The organism is Ignatzschineria sp. 22MB058224 (assembly GCF_058188435.1).
This window is the reverse complement of the sequence record NZ_CP187366.1, coordinates 342,459-361,927: the sequence shown is the minus strand read 5'-3', so window position 1 is coordinate 361,927 and position 19,469 is coordinate 342,459. Positions and strand designations below refer to the sequence as shown.

Genomic DNA, 19,469 nt, shown 5'->3' with positions numbered 1-19,469 from the left:
ATAGCGATTATTATTTATTTACAAAATAATTTAATTTAACGAATCCGTTCTAATACCATAATTTTAAAATGATGGTTACTCACTAATTCAACACACTTTACATAATTGTCATAACAAACTTTTTCAATACCTATAAATTTATTCACGACATAATAGGCTTTGCCTCGACGCCGAAGTAAACGTTTCGTATTTTCAACAAATTTCACAGTTAAATCTTGTGATGTACCGAATCCTTGATGAAATGGAGGATTGCAAATAATTGTATCAAAGATACGATCTTCAAGAGTCTCCCCACAATCATCAAGTGTTACCTCAACATTTAAACCAAGTGTTTTAAAATTATGATCCGCTAGAAGAACAGCCGCTACGTTTACATCCGTGGCAGTGATCTCAGTAACTGATTCTAAATCGCCAAGATTTCCGGCAAGATACCCATACCCACAGCCTAAATCAAGTAATTTACCTTCGACTAATTCCGGATTTTGTAAAAGGGTTTCTACCAGAAAGCGACTTCCTTCATCGATCTTCTTATAACCGTAGATACCAGGTTTACTGACAAACTCTCGCCCCAATTCATGATCTTGAAGCAATAAAAGTTCACGATACTCATTTCCATTGAGATCAAGCTTATAATCGGCTTTTTTAGTAATGCGTGCATAGCGCAAGCCTTTTCCGAGAAGTTCTAACTCAACCATTTCACCAATATTTTCAGCATGTTTCATCACGCTTTTAATACCTTCTTGATTATTTCCTGTCATAATCAAGCTTCCACCGACTTTCAACGTTCTTGCTATCTGCTCAAGTAGATAATTGGTCAGCACTTTTGATTTATTGAGTCGAAAAAGAACAAAGTCAAAGATCTCATTCGGAGCACTTTCTAGTTCGAAATCACTCAAATTTCCGCTAAAACCAACATTATCGAGCTGATTTGCAATATCTTTTCGGTTCGTGAGAAAGCGAATATTCTTTTTTGCACTAACTCCTGTTAAATCAAAGCTTTCATCAGCAATTAATAGACCTTTCCCTTCTTCAATTAATTGAGTATCTCTAAAAAGTGCTTTGCTTGCTTCTGCCATACTTATTTGAATCCTTCTATCTCTTGTTCTGTTAATGAACGATATTCGCCACAGTTTAAACCCGCAAGCGTTAAGTTACCTATCGCACTTCGGTGAAGTTCCTCAACACGATTGCCCACCGCGGCAATCATCCGCTTCACTTGATGATAACGACCTTCGTAGATCGTTAAAATAATTTTATTCTCATCAATAACTTCAACATTTGCCGGCAACGTGGGTTCTGTACTGTCACGTAATATAACGCCCGTTTCGAGTTGCTCAATCATCGGTCTCGTAATTGGATCGGCGAGCGTCACAATATATTCTTTACCGATTGCCTTGGAGCCATTCTGCCGAGGATGCGTAACCCGATGTGACCATTCTCCATCATCAGTAATTAGAACTAATCCTGTTGTATCGGCATCCAAACGCCCTGCTATATGCAAGGTTTCCGTCTCTTCATCCAATAATCGAAAAAGTGGAAGATGCCCATCATATTGATGACTTGAGACATATCCTTTTGGCTTATAGAGAACAAAATAGCGATAACCATCTTCAAACTCAATAAGCTCCTCATCAAGATAAATGGTATCTGCATGTGTTACTTTGTAATCGCGATCTGTAATCAGATTATTATTAACGGTTACGCGCTTCTTTCGTATAATCTTACCCGCTTCTTTTCGCGAATAACCTAAAGCGACCTGTAAAAATTGGTCTAAACGATATTCTCTACTCATCTATTCTGTGGTTACCCGTAATACTTCTTCTAAAGAGGTTCGACCTTCCATAATAGCGTCAATTCCTGCTTGGCGAAGATTTTTAATTCCTTCTCTTTCAATTTGTGCATTAATTTCGCTATTTGATGCATTTTCAAGAATCAATTGAGACATTCTTTTTGAAATAGGCAATACTTCAAAAATAGCAAATCGGCCTTTATATCCATCTTGGCACTCTGAGCAACCACTTGCGCGATAAAAACGGCTTGCCGCTTGCATTGGAGTGAATCCAAGTGATTCCAAATAATCTGAATCGACAATATCTTCATCTTTACAGTGACACAACTCGCGAACTAGACGCTGGGCGATAATCAATTTAACCGTAGAAGCAATATTATATGGCTCAATCCCCATATTTTGTAAGCGAATCAGTGACTCTGATGCGGAGTTTGTATGAAGCGTAGAAAGAACTAAATGCCCCGTTTGAGCTGCTTTTACCGTAATATCTGCCGTTTCATAATCTCGAATTTCACCCACCATTAAGACATCTGGGTCTTGTCGTAAAAATGCTCGAAGAGCTTCGGCAAAATCAAGACCAATCTTAGGGTGAACTTGAAGCTGATTAATACCATCGATATTAATCTCAACAGGATCCTCTACCGTTGCAATATTTCGCGATGCATTATTAAGATGGTTAAGACAAGCGTAAAGCGTGACGGTTTTACCCGAACCAGTTGGTCCCGTAACTAATACCAAACCTTGAGAACGCTCAATAGTTGTTTGTAATAAACTCTTATGAACGACAGTCAGTCCCAATTTGTTCAACGTCATCGTCTTTTCACTATTATCAAGTAACCGCAGAACAACCTTTTCACCCCAAATAGTAGGCATTACTGAAATACGCGCATCAACCTCGTCATTTTCAATACAAATTGTGATATGTCCATCTTGTGGGAGGCGTTTCTCCGCAATATCAAGATCCGCCATCACTTTTAGACGCGCTGCTAAAGTTTGACGAAAATTCTCTGGTACCACATATACTTTGCGTAAAATCCCATCCATACGAAAACGAATTCGATAACTCGTTTGAAATGGCTCAAAATGAATATCTGATACTTTTTGTGTGACTGCATCAAGCAAGATGTAATTAATATATTCGATAATATCATCATCTTTTAACGAGTCGTCCAGCAAAGATGTTTTTACTTCATTCAGTACTGCTTCTCCCGCCATTGCTGATGTCGTAGGCTCGGTAGGAGATATCATTGGGGGAACTTCATTTGTAAAATCACCTCCAATGCTCTCATATTGAGTTTGAGAATTTTCAGCCGAATAGACTTGCTCATTAAACGACATCACTAAATTCGTTGATTTCTCTAAAACTTCATCACTCAATTCAGAACCGTTCAATTGATTAGAACGTATATCAAAATCAGCATTTACACCATTTTCAGCAACGATTGCAGTCGATAATGTAGGTTCTTGATTATTTTGTAGCGTCATATTTTTGTCATCCGGTATATCCTCCACAAAACGTGGCTCAATATGATCGGAAGGTTGCATATGCTCTGTAAGTGTATTTTTAACTTCGTGATTAGGGATTAAAGATCCACTAACATCAACATGACGGACTTCAGATGTCTGTGTAGATTGAGTATTACTCTCTGCTTTTAACTCGAGATTGTTGATTTTTGCTAAGATAGCATCACCATCAGCCAACCAAAAGTCGATCGCGTGCAGAGAGCGAAGCGAAAGCGTATCAAAGAACTGTTGATTTACCGGATCTGCTGTTGCTACTTTCAAACGACCGCCTGCAATCATAATAGGTACTACAAACTGAGCACGCATCTCATCGATTGAGGCAAAAGTGGAAAAATCAAACGCTCCAATTGCTTTTACTTCTGCAAGATTTACTGATGAAAGCGGGTTTTCTAATGTATTATTTGCTTGAACAGCCGCTTCAAAAATTGCAGCACTCGTCAGCCCATATGCCCGTAATTTGCCAACAACCGAGGGTTCACTGTCATACATTCTGGCGGATAAAAGCGGGACTGCTTCTTTCGATATCCACTTTAGGGCGATTAATGCCTGAATCAATTGGTGTTGCTCAAGTTTCACACGCTACCTCTCATCATTTTTTAAGTTGAACTTGTTTTTTAAGGTTTTGCCCCAAAATTATGGATATTATAGCACTACTTCTTGAGTCAAACTTCCTCATAATGTAGAGTTGTAAGATATTTTAGAACAATCAACTCAAAAGGATATATAAAAAACGAATGGGAAAAATCACACTCACTTTCGATGGCGATAATGAACGATTATCAAATCTCTGTGGCAACCTTGATGAACATCTTCGACTCATTGAAAAGCGAGCGATGGTTGAGATTGGCAACCGAGGGGCAATTTTTCAGATCGAAGGCAATGATGACGATATTGAAAACGCCCGTGATATTTTAGAAACCCTTTATAATCAAACAGATGAAAAACTTCTTGAACCCAATGATGTTCATCTGGTAATTCAAGAGTTCGCCCCTGAATTTAAAGAGATTGTCCAAGAAGCCAATGATCGCGTCATTAAGACTAAAGCAGGATTAATTCGTGGCCGTACACCGGCACAAAAAGCATATCTTTATAATATGGGACAAAATGATATTAACTTCGGTATTGGTCCTGCTGGTACCGGGAAGACATTCCTTGCCGTTGCGGCAGCAGTTGAAGCGCTCCAAAAGGATGAGGCACGCAGAATTATTCTAGTGCGCCCAGCGGTGGAAGCTGGTGAAAAACTGGGATTCTTACCCGGCGATCTTACAGAAAAAATTGACCCATACCTTCGCCCTCTCTATGATGCCCTCTACGAAATGCTCGGTTTTGAAACAGTCAATAAACTAATCGAGCGTCATACCATCGAGATTGCCCCCCTTGCATTCATGCGTGGACGAACGCTCAATGACGCCTATATTATCCTTGATGAAGCACAAAATACGACAATTGAACAGATGAAGATGTTCTTAACCCGTATTGGGTTTGGGTCAACAGCTGTTATCACCGGTGATGCATCACAGGTGGATCTCCCGCGCCATATTAAATCTGGCTTAAAGCATGCACTGGAAATTCTTAATAATGTCGAAGGTATTTCAATTAGTCATTTCTCATCTGCTGATGTTGTTCGCCATCCAATGGTCGCGAAAATTATCGATGCCTATGAAAAAGCCGATGAAATCGAACGTGTCCAACGAGAAAAACGCGAAACTGAAAGACGTGCAGAACGGGAAAAGTTAGAATAATATCGTCTGTTGCTATTTACTAATACATATACCTCCAACTTTTTAACTAAGAATTTATAAATCTATGCGTGATAAATCGTTACTCACTATCGACTGCCAACGAAACATCGATAGTTCCCTACCCTCTGATAACCAAATTTTTAGTTGGGTAAATCAAGCACTTTCATCTGCCGGTTTTGAGAATGAAGCAGAAATCACTATTCGTTTTACCGATAATGATGAGATCCAAGAACTCAATCGCGATTTTCGCCACAAAGATCAACCGACTAATGTCCTCTCCTTTCCATTTGAGGTTCCGGAATTTTTAGCAGATAAAATCCCTACACTTGGAGATATCATCATTGCAATGCCGGTGATTGAAGCAGAAGCACAAGAGCAAGGAAAATCAATTGAACATCACCTTGCCCATATGACAATTCACGGAACACTTCATCTACTTGGATTTGATCATATAGAGGAAGAAGAAGCACAAAAAATGGAGAGCTTAGAGATTGAAATCCTCAAAAAACTCGGAATTGCCAATCCTTATAATGCAGATTAATTAGCACCAATTTCTAATTTGGATATAATAACGGCAATAATCACTTTGAAGGATGATGAAATGACGAAACAGCAAGCGCCAAAGCAACGAACTATTTTTATCAGTTCTTGGATTGGGTTACTGGTTTTTAACCTTCTATTTGCACGATTAACAACCACCGTTCCCGTCTCATTAATCTCTATCTTCATGCTGTTCACTTCAGTAGCACTCTATAAAGAACGTCCCCAGCTCCGGTCAATGGCTTTTATCGGATTTATCATTGCCCTTATTTTCTTAGCAATCACCTATTTCGGAACGATTTGGCTCCGCTATGAAGTTGTAAGCTTGCTAGATGTACGAGGCCCCAGACTCTTCCAAGTTGGATTTTATCTCTTCTTTTTCCTCAATGCCGCAACATTTACCACTGTTGGCATGGGCTTATTTAAAGCATATGCAACCTCGAAAACAGGATTTATTACTCTCATCATTACGGCATGGCTCTACTTTGGCGTAGCATTTTTAATGAAAGATTTTATTCAAGTACTTTTAGAAATTACTGCCGGAATGCCGCAGGGATAAATAGCAACTTCAATTTTTTGTTTGCTGGAAACCTTTAGATACATATAGAAAAGCGCTTCACTTTTGAAGGGCTTTTCTATCACTCTTATAATTTATAACAAAAGATTATTTCTCGTCTAATTCCTTAATGAAAAGATCTTTCGTATAAAAATACCCCAACTGATTCTTCCCACTATAACCTCCGACATATGGTTTTACTAAGCGTAAATTTGCATAGTAAAAAATAGGAATAATCACTGAATCATCATCTAGTTTCTTTTCAGCCGCTTGATAGAATTTTTCACGTTCTGCATCATCTTTCGCCGTTAATGTTTTTGCCATTAACTCATCAAATTCATCACTTTTATAATGAACGGTATTCACACTACTATCACCAATCATCATATTTAAAAAACTCGATGGTTCATTATAATCAGCACACCATGAAGCACGAACAACATCATAATCACCTTGTCGCCTACTATCAGCATAAGTTTTCCACTCACGATTATCCAATGTCATTTCAACACCTGCATTTTGTTTCAACAGCGAGGCTGCTGCAATTGCCATCTTTTTGTGGAGATCCGATGTATTATAAAGAAGCTTAATTTTTAACGGATTATTCTCATCAAACCCCGCTTCTTTCAATAATGCTTTCGCTCGGCTACTACGCTCAGCAATCGGCGTGTTGAACCATTTTGGTACTGGCAAACTTTCCAATCCTGAGATATAAGGTGGCGTAAAAGTATACGCTGGTAAATCTCCTTGAGCTTTAACTTTATTGGTTAATAAATCTTGATCAAGGGATAGTTTCAGTGCTTCTCGTACTCGAACATCTGTAAAAGGTTCACGGCTATTATTAATACCGTAATAATAAGTGCAAAGATAAGGACTTACTTTGATCTCATCAGGAATCTCTTTTTGAAGTTTACTAAAAAGATCAATGGGCACATTCGCAGTAATATCAATCTCGCCTGCACGATAGCGCTGCGCCTCAGTAATTTCAGAAGCAATTGGCAAAAATGTAACTTCATTAATCACTGTATTTTTATTATCCCAATAGTAATCATTTCTCACTAAACGAATCAACTCATTAACGTGCCAATCTGCTAATTTATAAGCACCATTTCCCACAAAATTATCGGGATTTGTCCATTGATTACCGTATTGCTCAATCACTTTTTGTGGCACCGGTGCCATTGCGGTATGTGCCAACAATTTAGGCAAATATGGCACCGCGGTATCGAGTTGTAACTCAATGGTGTCATCATCCAATGCTTTTACTCCTAGTGCTTCTGATGGTAAATTTCCGGCAATAATTTCATCGACATTTTTAACATGCGCATATTGTAGATAACTCGCATATGGAGAGCCAGTTTCAGGATCAACTAATCGCCGCCAAGCATATTCAAAATCGTGTGCCGTTAGTGGTGTCCCATCAGACCATTTAAGATCCTGTTTCAATGTAAAACGCCACGTTATGTAATCATCATTTTCCCATGTATTAGCCACACGAGGTTCTAACTCCCCTTCGCTATTAATAATCACCAATCCTTCAAAAAGATCCCGAGAAAGATGGGATTCTGCTACTCCTTCAATTTTATGGGGATCTAGCGATTGCGGCTCTGTTGCATTATTACGAACAAGCTTCTGCTCTTTAGCTAACAAAATACCTTCTGGGATTATTGCAGCGAGTACTGTATTACTGAAAAGTAATAACGTTGTTAAAACTGTTGGGATTGCAAGTTTAATCAATCTGCGTTGCGTCATTATTATTCCCCTTAATTATTTTTTATATCACAATATTAGAATTACCCTATTTTATGTTGCTCGTAAATAGCGTAAGCAAAAAATTAGAGCCAACCCCAAGAGTGGCTCTAATAATCAGTTATTCGAAGAATGCCTCAATGAATACTGCGATAAATTAGTGCTCGATAATATACATATCTTTTGTATATGCATAACCTAATGGATTATTCACACTGTAACCACCAACATAAGGTTTCACTAAACGAGGCGATACATAATAGTAAATCGGTACAATAGCACTATCTTTATCGAGAATTTTTTCAGCTTCTTGATATGCTTTTATACGCTCAGCTTCTGTTTTAGCAGTAATGCTATTTCGCATTGCAGCATCAAACTCTGCACTCTTATAATGCGATGTATTATTACTACTCATTGACTGCATAATATTTAGAAAACTTGATGGCTCATTATAATCAGCACACCAACCTGCTCGTGCCACTTCAAAATTACCTTGATGGCGATTATCAAGGAACGTTTTCCACTCCTGATTTTCAAGCTTCACATTAATACCTGCATTCTGTTTTAAAAGAGATGCTGCTGCAATCGCTACTTTTTTATGGGATTCTGAAGTATTGTAGAGTAACGTAAAAGTTAACGGATTATTTTTAGTGTAGCCGGCTTCTTCTAATAACGCTTTTGCACGATCATTACGCTCTTTTTGCGACAAACCAAACCACTCTGGCTCAATTGCTTCCATATCTACTGTTGAAGGTGGTGTAAAGCCAAATGCTGGTGCTTGTCCTTGCCCCATCACTTTATTGGCAATGATATCGCGATCTAGTGCAAGCTTCACTGCCTCACGCACTTTCGGATTATCAAAAGGTGCCTGCTCATTATTAATTTCGTAGTAATACGTACATAATGAGGGAGAAATTTTTACCTCATCGGGAATATCTTTTTGTAAACGCGCAAATAGATCCACAGGAATTGCATTGTTTGTCATATCTATCTCGCCACTACGATAACGATTCACATCAGTAACTTCTGAAGGCACAGCCAAAAATGTTACTTCATCAATCACACTTTTATCATTATTCCAGTATTGATCATTGCGTTCTAAAACAATACGCTCATTCACAACCCAATCTTTCAATTTGTATGCACCATTACCGACAAAATGATCTGGAGATGTCCATTGATTACCATATTTTTCTACAGTTTCTTTATGAACTGGTACCACAGACGTATGCCCAACGAGCTTATCGAGATAAGGAATTGGTTCTGTAAGCGTGACTTCAAAAGTATAATCATCTAGTGCTTTAACACCCAAAGTTTCTGGATCGGCCTTACCATTAACAATGTCATCAACATTTTCAATATGCGCATACTGAAGATAACTTGCATAAGGAGATGCAGTATTTGGATCAACTAAACGTTTCCATGAATAGACAAAATCATGCGCTGTAACTGGATCTCCATTAGACCATTTGGCATCTTTACGAAGATTGAAACGCCATACTTTCGCATCATCATTTTCCCATGACTCAGCAACACCAGGACGGATTTGTCCATTTAAATCGATATTCACTAATCCTTCAAACTGATCGCGAGCAAGATTCGCCTCTGGTACCCCTTCGATCTTATGAGGATCAAGCGATTGAGGCTCTGCACCATTATTACGAACAAGCTTTTGCTCAGAATGCAGTTTTACACCTTCAGGAACATCTGCTGCTATTACGTTACCGATACCTAATGCAGCAATTAAAGCTGCCGCTAGGAAATTCTTATGCCAATTTTTGTTCATTCTTTCCTCCGATATCTTTTTTATGAGAACTCTCTTAGCATCCTATAATAAAAATATTATTTCAATTAGATTATGAATTATTATGAAAGAAAAAATAGATCATAGCTTATTTCAATACTCAAAAAAACGCCCACTTCAACGAGTAGACGTCTTTATAAATATTAAATAACGTTTTTAAGTATTATTGGCTATCTGACTCTAGAGCTGGTTTTATATATGGCATCATGACATAGATCATAGTCATAATAATAAATGTCGCAAATGCATATGCCTTCATCTGCCCATTCATCTTGTTTGCCCACATTGAAAAATACTCTCCTCCAATAACAGCAAAACCGAGATACCATAATAAAATTGCGATTGTGCCACCAATTAAGTAAATCACTTGTCCATACACAAATTTCGGACTATTAATTCTAAATGCCATATAAAATGCGCCAATTAAGCAGATAATACCTGCGGTCAACTCCCCAAGAATAATCAGCCAATAAGCAACTAAATGAATAGAATTACTCGTAATAGCGCGCTCTTCAATTGCTTTTGTTCCTGAAAAAAAAGGCTCCATCTGATCCATTGATAATACTGCATCAACAAATTGATAATTTGTTTGAAAATCAACGATATTATCAAAGCCGACCAAAAAGCAAAAAACACCGACAGAAAAGGCGATTACTGCTTTAGAAAGCTGTTGAATTGAAATAACATTCAATTTCTTACCCATATTTAATCTCCTTAGAAAAATTACAATTACTTAAATCGGCAGTATACTTTGATTGATATCAAAAAGTGAAATTCATTTGTGATCTAGAAGATCTCTTCTTACTTTTTAAAACTCTTTAATCTCTCTTCCTGCCTTGCCGCCTTCAGCGGAGGAATCACAGCTATAACTGTTAGAGCAACCACAACAATAATTGCCCATCCCGCAATTGCGTATCCTCCCATATCGATTAGTTGTCCTGCAAAAGCAGGACCAATCGCAATACCTAAGGCGATAAAACTTCCTGTCGCAGCAACAACGCGCCCTTCCTTATCTAAGGAAGCCGCTAATCCTGTTAAATACGCTAAAGCATAAAAATACGCCGTCGCATTCATTAAAACAATTAAGGTATAGAAGAATTTTGATTCCGATGCCATGAGATAACCAAGTGTTATTGCTCCATGCCCGATAATACCGATTAAAACAGGAATAGTAATCCCAAATTTATTCCCCACTTTTGCGACAATAAAGGGACCAATTAAAGCGATAAAAGCTTGTAACGCTAAAATCATGCCCATCTCTGAAGTAGAATAACCAAGCGAAACGCCAATTTGCTCCACAAATGCCCACCCCATTGTGTCGCGCATTGAAAAGAGAAACATTGCAACCATCATTCCAATCGGGACAAGACCAATAAGCTTTACTCTCTTAGAATTGTTAGTTGTCACATCTTCGTCAATAGGCGCATCTTCGCTCGTAATATATTGTGGCAAACGAACAACCCATACCAACATTAACGCATATGAAGCTGCAATCCCATAATAAGTACCTTTAAGACCAAAATTATCGGAAATAAATCCAAACCCTAACATTACGACAATCATTAGAATAACAAAAAGAACATTCACCTGACCTGCAGTTTTATCTGGATCTTTAGCAGAAGCAATTACAGAGTTCCCTGTGGCTAATGCAAGTCCTGCACCAAAGCCTGCAAAAGCTCTTATAGAGATCAAGAGTGAAACATCCACAACATAAGCAGAAGCGATATTGCCGATAATAGCCATTAAGGTTCCAATTATTGCGATAGTTTTTCGAGGCACACGATTGATATAAGGGGAAATTAACAGTGACGACATCATTGCAACTGTAAATTCAACGGATAATATTAATCCGGTAGTTCCTTCACTTAGACCTAATCCATCCATCATTGCTCCCATCAAAAATGGAAGCATTAAAAGTGTTAAAAGCCCGACTCCATAAGCAGATGCAAATGCGGACAAAACCAGTGAACGATGAGAAATTGTATGACTCATATATACTCCCTTCTATTATCATTATTATTGAGAGCGTTAATATTTAGACATGCTATCAGATAACTGTTATCTGAGATACCAGTCTAAATAGTTGCTCCTCCTTTATTGGCTCAGATTGTCATTGCAAACCGAGTCCGTTATTTCCTCCGTAAAAGATCAAAATTTATATTTATTACTATTTTAAAATTGATCCCTTAATTCTGAATCTAGTCGAGATTTTGAAATAAGTCTATTTATTTTATGAATATACCTCGATAAGCAACGAAAATTATTTCGTCACTTCAGCAGGGATCACGCCAATTTCTATAAGAATATTCGGTTTAATAAGCACATTTACGCCACGCATACCACCGTTAATGTAAAACTCATCGAGTTCAAAAATTGTTTTTTCTGCATAGATAGGGATATTGGCTTTAATTCCAAAGGGAGACGTTCCGCCAAACTCATAGCCTGTCCACTTATGAGCATATTCATAGGGGGCAGCACGAACATTTTTTACACCAAATAATTTCTTTAAAATTTTTGTGTCAATGGTCTGATCACCATGCTGTAACACCATATAACCATGATATTTATCATCCATAAAAACAATGCTCTTTATCACTTTATGAGCTGAGACTCCTAAAAATTTTGCCATAAATTCTGCAGTTCCCTCAATTCCACCTTCACATTGAAAAATTTCATAATCAAAATTGTGTTGATCAAGAAAACGAATTGCAGGTGTCTTTAAGGGTTTTTTAGCTCTTTTTTTCATAAGTCATCAATTATTAAAACTCCGAAATAACCCTTTGAAATCATATTATATTAAAAAGATAACATACTTCATAATAGGGGGAAAAATGAAGATTATAAAATAAATAATATACACTTCTAATCGTAGTACTGATTATTACACTGCTAGAATTATTGCGCTAATTTTCTTTGTTGCACCCAACAATTATCGCTCTCTCGACTATTGCCGCTATTACCAAGATAAAAATCATAGATTGTTAGGGATAGATTAAATTCAGATCAATCTCGATAAAAGAAACGATCACAATAATATTAATGTTTTTTGCACAAAAAAATACCAATCAGCAAGAATGCTCAGAAAAATGAATAATCATCTATTTCCCGCTACTAAAGGATTATTTAAGTTATAAAAAACCTCAGTATTTTAAAATACCGAGGTTATGATTAAACTTATAAACCACCTAATTTCGTATTATTTCATCACATGTAAAAAACCAAGTTTCAGCATTAAAAAAAGATAAAATAGCGGCCAAAGAAAAACTGCTCTTAATTTTATGCTTACTAAATTATCAATTGTGGCCCACACAGGATGAAAACTAATTAACTTTGGAAGGTAGACTTTTGTTAGATAAAATCCTATTACGATATACACAAGGATTCCTACTAGTCCCGATGTATACATACTTATAAATATTGAAGCGATAAATACTAAAAAACCAATAGAATAAGCCAGACATAAATCTCTCAAACGTGAGTTTTTTACATTTGAAACAGCAGTATCTTCCATATTACTCCCTAAAGTTATATATAAAAATCATCCATAAGATATAATAAATTATGTAAATTAATTAAAATTATATGTGTCGGAGGAATATCCATGAAAAAAATTCTATTATTGTCAGTGCTCATCGCAACTTTAACAGGTTGTGCTTCTGGAGTAGATGCTGCAAAACGCCTTGCTGACTGTGTCATTGACGGAAATATAGATAATAACTGTACCTTCTCAACTTTAGAAGGCGATCCTAATATTAAAACAGAATCATCTATCAGATCAGTAGAACAATAGACAATCTCATTTCAATTACCATTGAATAATGACTTCAATAAAAAAGCCGATGACAGTTAAAAACTACTATCGGCTTTTTATTATCAGATATGAACTAATTATAATATATCGTTATCCCTTAAAATCAAATTATCGGCCTTGCATAATTTGATTTTCAGAAAGTGTACCAATTTCTAGACCCGGCATTGGGTTACCAAGATTTTTAGAAAGTTTTGCAAGCAACTCAAAATCATCATAATATTTTGTTGCTTCTACAATTGCTCTTGCAAACTTTTCAGGATTTTCAGATTTAAAAATACCTGAACCGACAAAAATACCATCCGCACCAAGAAGCATCATTAATACAGCATCAGCTGGAGTCGAAACCCCGCCTGCTGCATAGTTCATAACAGGCAAACGACCAAGCTCTTTAACCTTTTTCACTAATTCGTACGGTGCTTGAATATCGCGTGCAAACACCATTAATTCATCATTAGATTTATTCTGTAATAGACGAATATCATCATTTACTTGGCGCATATGACGTACTGCTTCCACAATATTCCCAGTACCTGGCTCACCTTTTGTTCTCAGCATTTTAGCGCCTTCCCCTAATCGACGAAGCGCTTCTCCTAAATTACGGCAGCCACAAACAAAAGGTACTTTATAATCACTTTTCAGAAGATGATAAACTTCATCGGCAGGTGTTAATACCTCACTCTCATCAATATAATCAATTTTCATTGCTTCCAAAATACGCGCTTCAGCGATATGACCAATACGCGCTTTTGCCATTACCGGAATTGATACTGTATTTTGAATCTCTTCAATCAATGCAGGATCGGTCATACGTGCAACACCACCAGCTTTACGAATATCAGATGGCACACGCTCAAGTGCCATAACCGCACACGCGCCGGCTGCCTCCGCAATTTTTGCCTCTTCTGCATTGACAACATCCATAATCACACCACGTTTTGGCATCTCTAAAAATTGACTCATATTGAACTCCTCTGTTCGTTATTAACATTATTCATTGAGATAAAACTCTCACCATGAAACGATACACTCTGCTATTATTTCTCAAAAGAGCCATTTGGATGATTAATTACCCATCCATTTTTAAATAGATATTTTAAAAGTGATATTTTAAGGAACAGTACTAATGCTCTCCTTCCAACTTGATAAAAAAAACTCAAAACCTCTCTACCAACAAATCGTTGAACTAGTAGAGGAAGCAATGATTACGGGAAGAATTAAACCTGGAGAAAAGCTCCCTTCCGAACGAGATATGAGCCATTATTTCAACGTCAATCGCTCAACAATTGTAAGAGCGATGGAAATTTTACATGACCGAAATATCATAATCCGAAAAGTCGGATCGGGAACCTATATTAACCCTCAAAAATGGGGACGATTCTTTGCTCCACAGATGAATTGGCGTCAAAATAGCCCCACTGTCACTTTTTTAGAACAATTTCAACATGATCTTGCAAATGGAGATCTCCCCACTGAGCTCTACCCTAATTTCCATCTTCCTGAAATTGAGTGGCAATTATTAGTAGCGGCAGAACAAGAGCAACAAGCTAGCAAATTAGGCACTCTTGGCTTACGAAAAGCGGTAAAAAACTACCTTTTAGATCGATTTTCATGGAGTGTCGATCTTCATGAAATTTTAATTACTTCAGGCACACAACAGGCGATTTCCCTCATTACCCTTGGACTGCTCAAAACTGGAGATGCTATTGCCATTGAAAATCCCTCTTATTTCTACTCGCTCTCTATTTTTCAAGCATTAGGGATTCGTATTTATGGAATACCAATCGATCAAAATGGTGTGCTGATAGATAAATTAGATGCACTTGTCGATAAACATTCTATCAAGATGGTTTTTATCAATCCTATTTTTCATAATCCAACGGGAACGGTGATGAGCTCTGCACGAAAAAAACAACTCATTGACTATTGTGAACGCAAACAACTTCTAATTATTGAAGATGATGCATACTCACAACTTAGTTTCACGCCGTCGATCGATTGCTCACCTTTAAAAAAACTTGATATCAGCGGCAATACACTCTACTTAGGATCACTTTCTAAATATATTGGAAAATCAATTCGCATTGGATGGATGATTGCTCCAGCATCTATTGTTGAGCACCTTGCAAATATTAGACTTCAGTTAGAATCAGGATTAAGTTCTCTCCCTCAATTCATGGCAGAACACTACTTAATCCAACACGCTTTAGACCATGAGCAAAAACTTACTCAAGCACTACAAAATCGTGCCCATAATCTTACACTATGGCTTAAAAACAATTTTAACGACAAATTGATATTTTCATCACCTTTCGGTGGTTTCCATCTCTACGCAAAAAGTATCGATCATGCTACAAGTAAAGAAATTGAAAAAAAGCTACAAGAACTTGCTTGTAGCTATCGAAAGGGGGATTTTTTCGGAGATGACTCACCGAATTTTCGTCTCTCTTTTGCCCATTTTTCTATCTCGCAAGCACCATAATACTAAAAAACTGACCGGCAAAACAAATAGCGTCGGGCTTTTATAGGGATGTAACGATTCATAATGGAGGATATTTACCCAAACTGTGTCGCTACTAATAATAAATATAAGACTTCCAAAAGCTCCGACTAAAAGCCCATAAAATGCACCTTTCTCATTGAATCCTGAAAGATAAAAACGGCAAAACATTACCGGGAAATGAGCACTTGCAACCCACGAAAACGCAATACCAAACAAAAATGCAAGATTCATTCCTTTAAAAAGATAAGCAAGGAAAATACCTACCATAAAAATTCCCACAATTGAGAAGCGAGCAACTATAACACTCTCTTTTTTCTCTGGCCAAAGCAATGGAATAATGTCACGCGTAATACTCGCACTTGCAGCCATTACTAATCCTGCAATAACCGCTAAAACAGTGACAAATACTAAAGTTGCAAGTATCCATTTAAAAGAAGCACCACCAAGAAGCTCCGCTAAATGTAAGAGTGCCATATTACCTCCCCCCTCTAAAATTTGCCCATTCAACAGAACAAAGGCGGAGAAACCAATAATCAGATTTAAAATAAAGAAGAGCGCAATCAGGAATGTTGTGCCTGCTGCGGAGTAGAGCGCAGTTTTCGCATCCTTGACTGTAAAAAAACGCATGAGAATATGCGGTAAACCTAAAAGACCTAATACTAATCCCATAATTAATGAGATCTGCTCTACACCAGAATGAATGATTACACTTGGCATTAATGCGTCAAATCCAGAAAGACTAGCAACCTGTACAAATAGATTGGTGAAAGAAAAATCGAAATATTTCAATGAAAGATATGCAATGGTGCCTGCAAAAATAAAGAGTAACAATGCCTTCACGCTTTGCACTAATGTAGTAGCCTTCATCCCACCCAACAATACCAATCCTCCTGTTAAAAACCCAATGATAATCAAAGACACCGTATAGCCAATATGGAATAGTAATGATAAGAGTGCGCCAGCTCCCATCAATTGTACTAGCAGATAAAAAAGAGAGATCAACACACTCGTTGAAGCACTCAACATTCGAAGTCGCTGGCTATTAAAATGATTATTAATCACATCCGAGAAGGTATACGCAGCCGTTTCACGTAATTTTTCTGAAAAGAGAATTAGAAGTAAGGTCCAACCAATCAGTGTCGCCACAGCATAAAAAAGAGAATCCATTCCTTGGCTAAAATACATCGCGATTGAACCTAAAAATGCCGCAGCAGAGAGATAATCCCCAGCAAGAGCAAGTGCATTTTGCAGACTACCCACAGACCGTCCCGCTAAAAAGTAACTAGAAGAATGATCTTTCTCTATGGATTTTGCGTTATTGTTCATGACTATTAGCGCCTCGTTTTTGAAGTTCTTCAGCTGATTTTACGGCGAAAAAAATATAAACAAATGCCATCAGAACACCCCAGAGCATTACCATAACTCCCCAAAAAATTGATTGTGGTACTCCCAAAATAAAATAGGTCGCCATCAATTTAGGGGCAAAACTTAGTTTCAAATAGTAAAAAAACATTGGCAACAAAGTGATTAAAATTAATATCTGTCGTGCATTCATTTCTAGCGCTCCATTTTTATAACTCAATTTAACAATTATACTTCCTAAAACCGTTAAATCCTTCCAATAAAAAATATAGAATTACTTTTTCATCATCACAAAAATCAAAAAGGAGAAGTTTGATGGTCTCAATCAAATAATCAATGATAATGTTCAGTTGAGGTCAAAGAAAATTCTGTGTCCATCTAAATTATAAAAAAACATCAAATACAATCGCTTGGATGCAACCCGATGCTTTTTTACAATTTGAAAATTTAATGATCGTTAGCACCTAATTCGAGGATTTTTAATTGCAAATCCTAAATAGATATGTAATAAATAAGGCGGTAAGTTGCATGCAACACACAATGAAGTGTATTTTATTCAACAGAAAATCATACTATCAAATATAGTAAAAACACATTTTATTAAAACTCTACCCATTCAGTCTGTTAGAAAATAAAAATTTGGTAGAGTCTCAAAGGAGGAGTTATGAGCAAGAAGATATCATCTATCGATGTCTTATTTTTGGCTATGGGGGCAATGCTAGGATGGGGATGGGTCATTCTCTCAGGTGAGTGGGTTGCTACTGCTGGATTTTTAGGCGCTACTATTGCATTTGCCGGCGGTGGACTACTCATTATCCTCATCGGCCTAACTTATGCAGAACTTGCAACAGCAATTCCCGAAACAGGTGGCGGTGTTGCGTTCGTCCAGCGCGCCTTTACTACACCATTAGCATTTCTTGCAGGATGGTCTGTATTGTTTGGCTACGTATCAGTCATTGCATTTGAAGCCGTTGCACTTCCAACGGTTATTGATTATATTCACCCGCTAACTCATCAAGTACGCCTTTGGAGTATTGCTGGATATGAAGTTTATCTAACGTGGGCCTTGATCGGTTCAGTTGGAGCTCTCTTTCTTGGTGCTCTTAACTATCGCGGTATTAAGTCTGCTACCATTTTACAAACTGTATTCACTATCGCCATTGTTGGCGTTGGATTTTTACTTATTTTTGGCGCGGGTTATCATGGTGATAGTGAGAATTTAAAACCATATTTCAGTGGAGGCTTTGATGGCTTAATGCAAGTACTCATCATGGTTCCTTTTATGTTTGTTGGTTTTGATGTCATCCCTCAAATAGCATCTGAAGTGAAAGCGACAAAATCACTTGGGAAAATATTGGTTGTTTCAATTTTGTCTGCACTTATCTTCTATGTACTCATCATCTATGGTGTCTCTATTGGTCTACCTCATAGTGAATTATTAACCTCAAAACTCGCCACTGCAGATGCGATGAGTAACTTATTTAATAACGCTATTTTAGGAAAAATTCTTGTTGTTGGAGGTATTGCCGGAATCATCACAAGTTGGAATGCGTTTGTTATCGGCGGTAGTCGTATTATGTATGCAATGGCGATCCGCGGTATGTTGCCAGCATGGTTTGCTAAAATGCATCCAAAATACCAAACACCTTCCAATGCCATTATTTTTTTAACAGCCCTCGCATTCTTAGCACCGCTTTTGGGTCGTCATGCCCTTAACTGGCTTGTAAATGCCGGAAGTATTGGAATTGTACTAGGTTATCTCATTGTGACACTGGCTTTCTTGCAACTTCGAAAACTCGAACCAAATTTGGAGCGTCCTTATGCTGTCAAGTATCCGAAAACAATCGGATGGATTGCGGTATTTTTAAGTCTTGGATTTTTATCACTCTACTTTCCTGGGATGCCGGCAGAGCTTAACTTCCCTATCGAATGGAGTTTAGTTTTAGGCTGGTACTTAATCGGTGCATACTTTCTTTTTCTACATCGAAATCCTGAAAAAGAACGTGCATTTAAAAAACTACATCTTTCACAACAATCGCTTGTTGCGGAGCACAAAAAGTAAGCTTTCTCCAAGATGTAAAAATATATTTAG

At 37.4% G+C, this 19,469-nt stretch carries 18 protein-coding genes; 6 read left to right on the top strand and 12 right to left on the bottom strand.

Features of this window, described 5'->3' with window-relative positions:
* Positions 1-35: 35 nt before the first annotated feature.
* Genes ACPF7B_RS01365 through ACPF7B_RS01355 form a run of 3 tightly spaced genes read right to left on the bottom strand, consistent with a single transcriptional unit; the run spans position 36 to position 3,889 of the window.
* Complete coding sequence (locus ACPF7B_RS01365) at positions 36-1,076, bottom strand: methyltransferase (protein ID WP_490505846.1); 1,041 nt, start codon at positions 1,074-1,076, stop codon at positions 36-38.
* A gap of 2 nt (positions 1,077-1,078) precedes the next feature.
* On the bottom strand, positions 1,079-1,792 hold the full coding sequence (locus tag ACPF7B_RS01360; RefSeq protein ID WP_490505845.1) for a pseudouridine synthase: 714 nt from the start codon (positions 1,790-1,792) through the stop codon (positions 1,079-1,081).
* The gene (locus tag ACPF7B_RS01355; RefSeq protein WP_490505844.1) at positions 1,793-3,889 is read right to left on the bottom strand and encodes an ATPase, T2SS/T4P/T4SS family; all 2,097 of its coding nucleotides are present in this window, start codon (positions 3,887-3,889) and stop codon (positions 1,793-1,795) included.
* 158 nt (positions 3,890-4,047) lie between these two features.
* On the opposite strand from ACPF7B_RS01355, the gene ACPF7B_RS01350 reads away from it, so the two are divergent.
* The 3 genes from ACPF7B_RS01350 (at position 4,048) to ACPF7B_RS01340 (ending at position 6,154) form a co-directional block, all read left to right on the top strand.
* On the top strand, positions 4,048-5,055 hold the full coding sequence (locus ACPF7B_RS01350; protein ID WP_490505843.1) for a PhoH family protein: 1,008 nt from the start codon (positions 4,048-4,050) through the stop codon (positions 5,053-5,055).
* 64 nt (positions 5,056-5,119) lie between these two features.
* On the top strand, positions 5,120-5,596 hold the full coding sequence (gene ybeY, locus ACPF7B_RS01345; RefSeq protein ID WP_490505842.1) for an rRNA maturation RNase YbeY: 477 nt from the start codon (positions 5,120-5,122) through the stop codon (positions 5,594-5,596).
* 60 nt (positions 5,597-5,656) lie between these two features.
* Entirely contained in the window at positions 5,657-6,154 is a 498-nt protein-coding gene (locus ACPF7B_RS01340; protein ID WP_490505841.1) for a hypothetical protein, read from the top strand.
* 105 nt (positions 6,155-6,259) lie between these two features.
* On the opposite strand, the gene ACPF7B_RS01335 is transcribed toward ACPF7B_RS01340, so the two are convergent.
* From ACPF7B_RS01335 to ACPF7B_RS01310, 6 genes are all read right to left on the bottom strand, one after another.
* Positions 6,260-7,903, bottom strand: a complete 1,644-nt coding sequence (locus tag ACPF7B_RS01335; protein WP_490505840.1) for an ABC transporter substrate-binding protein — start codon at positions 7,901-7,903, stop codon at positions 6,260-6,262.
* Between the two features lie 154 nt (positions 7,904-8,057).
* The gene (locus ACPF7B_RS01330) at positions 8,058-9,686 is read right to left on the bottom strand and encodes an ABC transporter substrate-binding protein (protein ID WP_490505839.1); all 1,629 of its coding nucleotides are present in this window, start codon (positions 9,684-9,686) and stop codon (positions 8,058-8,060) included.
* A 181-nt stretch (positions 9,687-9,867) separates the two neighbouring features.
* Positions 9,868-10,407, bottom strand: a complete 540-nt coding sequence (locus tag ACPF7B_RS01325; protein WP_490505838.1) for a DUF2165 domain-containing protein — start codon at positions 10,405-10,407, stop codon at positions 9,868-9,870.
* Positions 10,408-10,505: 98 nt separating this feature from the next.
* Positions 10,506-11,696, bottom strand: a complete 1,191-nt coding sequence (locus ACPF7B_RS01320) for an MFS transporter (RefSeq protein ID WP_490505837.1) — start codon at positions 11,694-11,696, stop codon at positions 10,506-10,508.
* Between the two features lie 268 nt (positions 11,697-11,964).
* Complete coding sequence (locus tag ACPF7B_RS01315; protein ID WP_490505836.1) at positions 11,965-12,450, bottom strand: aminoacyl-tRNA deacylase; 486 nt, start codon at positions 12,448-12,450, stop codon at positions 11,965-11,967.
* Positions 12,451-12,900: 450 nt separating this feature from the next.
* Entirely contained in the window at positions 12,901-13,215 is a 315-nt protein-coding gene (locus ACPF7B_RS01310) for a hypothetical protein (RefSeq protein ID WP_490505835.1), read from the bottom strand.
* A gap of 90 nt (positions 13,216-13,305) precedes the next feature.
* Here ACPF7B_RS01310 and ACPF7B_RS01305 point away from each other — a divergent pair, with 90 nt between their 5' ends.
* Positions 13,306-13,494, top strand: coding sequence for a lipoprotein (locus tag ACPF7B_RS01305; RefSeq protein WP_490505834.1), 189 nt, complete (start codon positions 13,306-13,308; stop codon positions 13,492-13,494).
* Between the two features lie 129 nt (positions 13,495-13,623).
* On the opposite strand, the gene pdxS is transcribed toward ACPF7B_RS01305, so the two are convergent.
* Positions 13,624-14,475 carry a pyridoxal 5'-phosphate synthase lyase subunit PdxS gene (gene pdxS / locus ACPF7B_RS01300; RefSeq protein ID WP_490505833.1) on the bottom strand — a complete coding sequence of 284 codons (852 nt, stop codon included), beginning with the start codon at positions 14,473-14,475 and terminating at the stop codon, positions 13,624-13,626.
* 163 nt (positions 14,476-14,638) lie between these two features.
* Between pdxS and ACPF7B_RS01295 the strand changes: the two genes are divergently transcribed.
* Positions 14,639-15,994, top strand: coding sequence for an aminotransferase-like domain-containing protein (locus ACPF7B_RS01295; protein WP_490505832.1), 1,356 nt, complete (start codon positions 14,639-14,641; stop codon positions 15,992-15,994).
* Here the strand turns inward: ACPF7B_RS01295 and ACPF7B_RS01290 are convergent.
* A complete protein-coding gene (locus tag ACPF7B_RS01290) occupies positions 15,941-17,341 on the bottom strand; it encodes a solute symporter family protein (protein ID WP_490505831.1) in 1,401 nt (466 codons plus the stop codon). The genes ACPF7B_RS01295 and ACPF7B_RS01290 overlap by 54 nt on opposite strands.
* Positions 17,331-17,570, bottom strand: a complete 240-nt coding sequence (locus ACPF7B_RS01285; protein WP_490505830.1) for a hypothetical protein — start codon at positions 17,568-17,570, stop codon at positions 17,331-17,333. Before ACPF7B_RS01285 ends, ACPF7B_RS01290 begins: the two co-directional genes overlap by 11 nt.
* A gap of 471 nt (positions 17,571-18,041) precedes the next feature.
* Here ACPF7B_RS01285 and ACPF7B_RS01280 point away from each other — a divergent pair, with 471 nt between their 5' ends.
* The gene (locus ACPF7B_RS01280) at positions 18,042-19,439 is read left to right on the top strand and encodes an APC family permease (protein WP_490505829.1); all 1,398 of its coding nucleotides are present in this window, start codon (positions 18,042-18,044) and stop codon (positions 19,437-19,439) included.
* Positions 19,440-19,469: the final 30 nt, after the last annotated feature.